The sequence below is a fragment of the Candidatus Paracaedimonas acanthamoebae genome, assembly GCA_017307065.1.
Lineage (GTDB): Bacteria > Pseudomonadota > Alphaproteobacteria > Caedimonadales > Caedimonadaceae > Paracaedimonas > Paracaedimonas acanthamoebae_A.
On sequence record JAFKGL010000009.1, the window covers coordinates 1 to 1,683 of the forward strand.

At 32.7% G+C, this 1,683-nt stretch carries 3 protein-coding genes; 2 read left to right on the forward strand and 1 reads right to left on the reverse strand.

Annotated features, from left to right (window positions below; all coding sequences use genetic code 11):
* Positions 1–413 precede the first annotated feature (413 nt).
* Positions 414–635 (forward strand): hypothetical protein, encoded by a 222-nt coding sequence (locus J0H12_00080; GenBank protein ID MBN9412311.1) that lies wholly within the window; start codon positions 414–416, stop codon positions 633–635.
* A complete protein-coding gene (locus J0H12_00085) occupies positions 622–903 on the forward strand; it encodes a type II toxin-antitoxin system RelE/ParE family toxin (protein ID MBN9412312.1) in 282 nt (93 codons plus the stop codon). Before J0H12_00080 ends, J0H12_00085 begins: the two co-directional genes overlap by 14 nt.
* Positions 904–1,419: 516 nt before the next feature.
* Here the strand turns inward: J0H12_00085 and J0H12_00090 are convergent.
* The coding region (locus tag J0H12_00090) for a hypothetical protein (protein ID MBN9412313.1) at positions 1,420–1,683 on the reverse strand (264 nt) is incomplete at its 5' end.

Below are 1,683 nucleotides of genomic sequence, written 5' to 3' on the forward strand. Positions count from 1 at the left end.
TTAAAAGCTCGAGCTGCTAAAAATAGCAAATTGGGCAAGCTCAAGGGCGTAACTAATCCATGTTGGATTATTTTGATCAAAACAACCATTGTTTAAAGAATGTATGTAAATTTTGCTAAACAGATCGGTAAAGGTAGCTGGCTGGTTCCAATCAATTACTTTCATAATATTTAAACATGTAATTATGAATATATTGGACTGTAACAGGACTTTAACAGATAAGTATCTCATAAAATTATGAAAGAAATTAACATGAATATTTTACTTAATTTATTTACCAGATTTATCTGAAAGATAGGATATTCTATGTATTTATAAAAACGTAAATCAAAGCCCCCCATTAATTAACTAATCTTGACAGGTGATGTTAAAGTGTTACACTTACACTATGTATTATATTAGTGAGAATAGGTATGCCTACTAAACACCCACGCGTTAACATTACGTTTGAAGAAGCGACAGTTGCCTTAATCTCAGATCTTGCTCATCAAGAGCATAAATCTGTTTCGAGTTTTGCAAAAGAATTAATATTAGAAGCTTTGGAGAGAAGGGAGGATATGAATTTATCTGCTCTTGCTGAAATACGAGATCAGGCGGCATCCAAAAAAGTGAAGCACGAAGATGTCTGGAACTAGTCTTTATCAAATTCATTATCTGGAATCAGTTGTTAAAGAGGATATACCTGAATTATCTACTACAGCTAAAAAATTAATAAAAAAGGCTATCGAAGAGAGGTTGATGGTGGATCCTATCGGATTTGGAAAGCCATTACGTTATAGCCTTAAAGGGCATCGCAGGTTAAGAGTAAGTGATTACAGAATTGTTTATCGTATTGAACCAGAAGAGCATTCTGTGATTATTATTGCTATAAAACATCGTAAGGCTGTATATGATAATTATTAATTAGAAAAAATTTGCTATTCCAAGTGATTGGTCTGTTTAATTGATAATCAGAGCAACAGGAATTTAAAATAAGTTATATAAAATACATCTTAATTATCATGTTAATTAAACCATTTTATTATGGCGTTATTATGGTCATAGGGAAAATATATCCAGACTTTATGGGTGTGGAAGCACTTTCATATATATATAGAGCAGTGCTTAATCATTTTCAATTGACGGAGGGCAGTAGTTGATTTTGTTGTAGGATTATATATTGGAATTATATTTTTTTGTTTCCATTTTATACATTCAGGAGAAACTTATTAGGTCTGATTAAATTCTAAAATAGGACATAAGAACCAAAATTGAACACTTAATGTTATCTCTTTACAAGACCCGCCCTATACAGAGGGCGAGTTATCATCCTATGCCTATGACCGCAAAAAAAGAGTGCACTACAAGCAAGACGTAGGCATGTTCATTACGGATATGTATATAGATTCACCTTAAAACATGCAGGCAGAAGTGACTAAGCTACATGACTAAACATCTTGTACTGCTGTTTTCATTATCTTCCATATTGTCCGGATAGTTGCTTATAAATTGCTGTTGAGACTCGGGGGTAAATGCGTAACGGAGAATATGTAAACAAAGCTCCTTAGGTAAATTTAAATCTTTAAACAAATGGATATACATGAATACTTGAGTATCAACAAATGCTTTGAGGGACCGTTGATACGCCAGCGTTTGTGGTATATCGAAAAGTGAAATCTTTAAAAGTTCATTTTCTTCTTTATG

Excerpts from the sequence above, each read along its gene's own strand:
- J0H12_00085 (MBN9412312.1), top strand. The coding sequence starts at position 622 with ATGTCTGGAACTAGTCTTTATCAAATTCATTATCTGGAATCAGTTGTT.
- J0H12_00080 (MBN9412311.1), top strand. The coding sequence starts at position 414 with ATGCCTACTAAACACCCACGCGTTAACATTACGTTTGAAGAAGCGACA.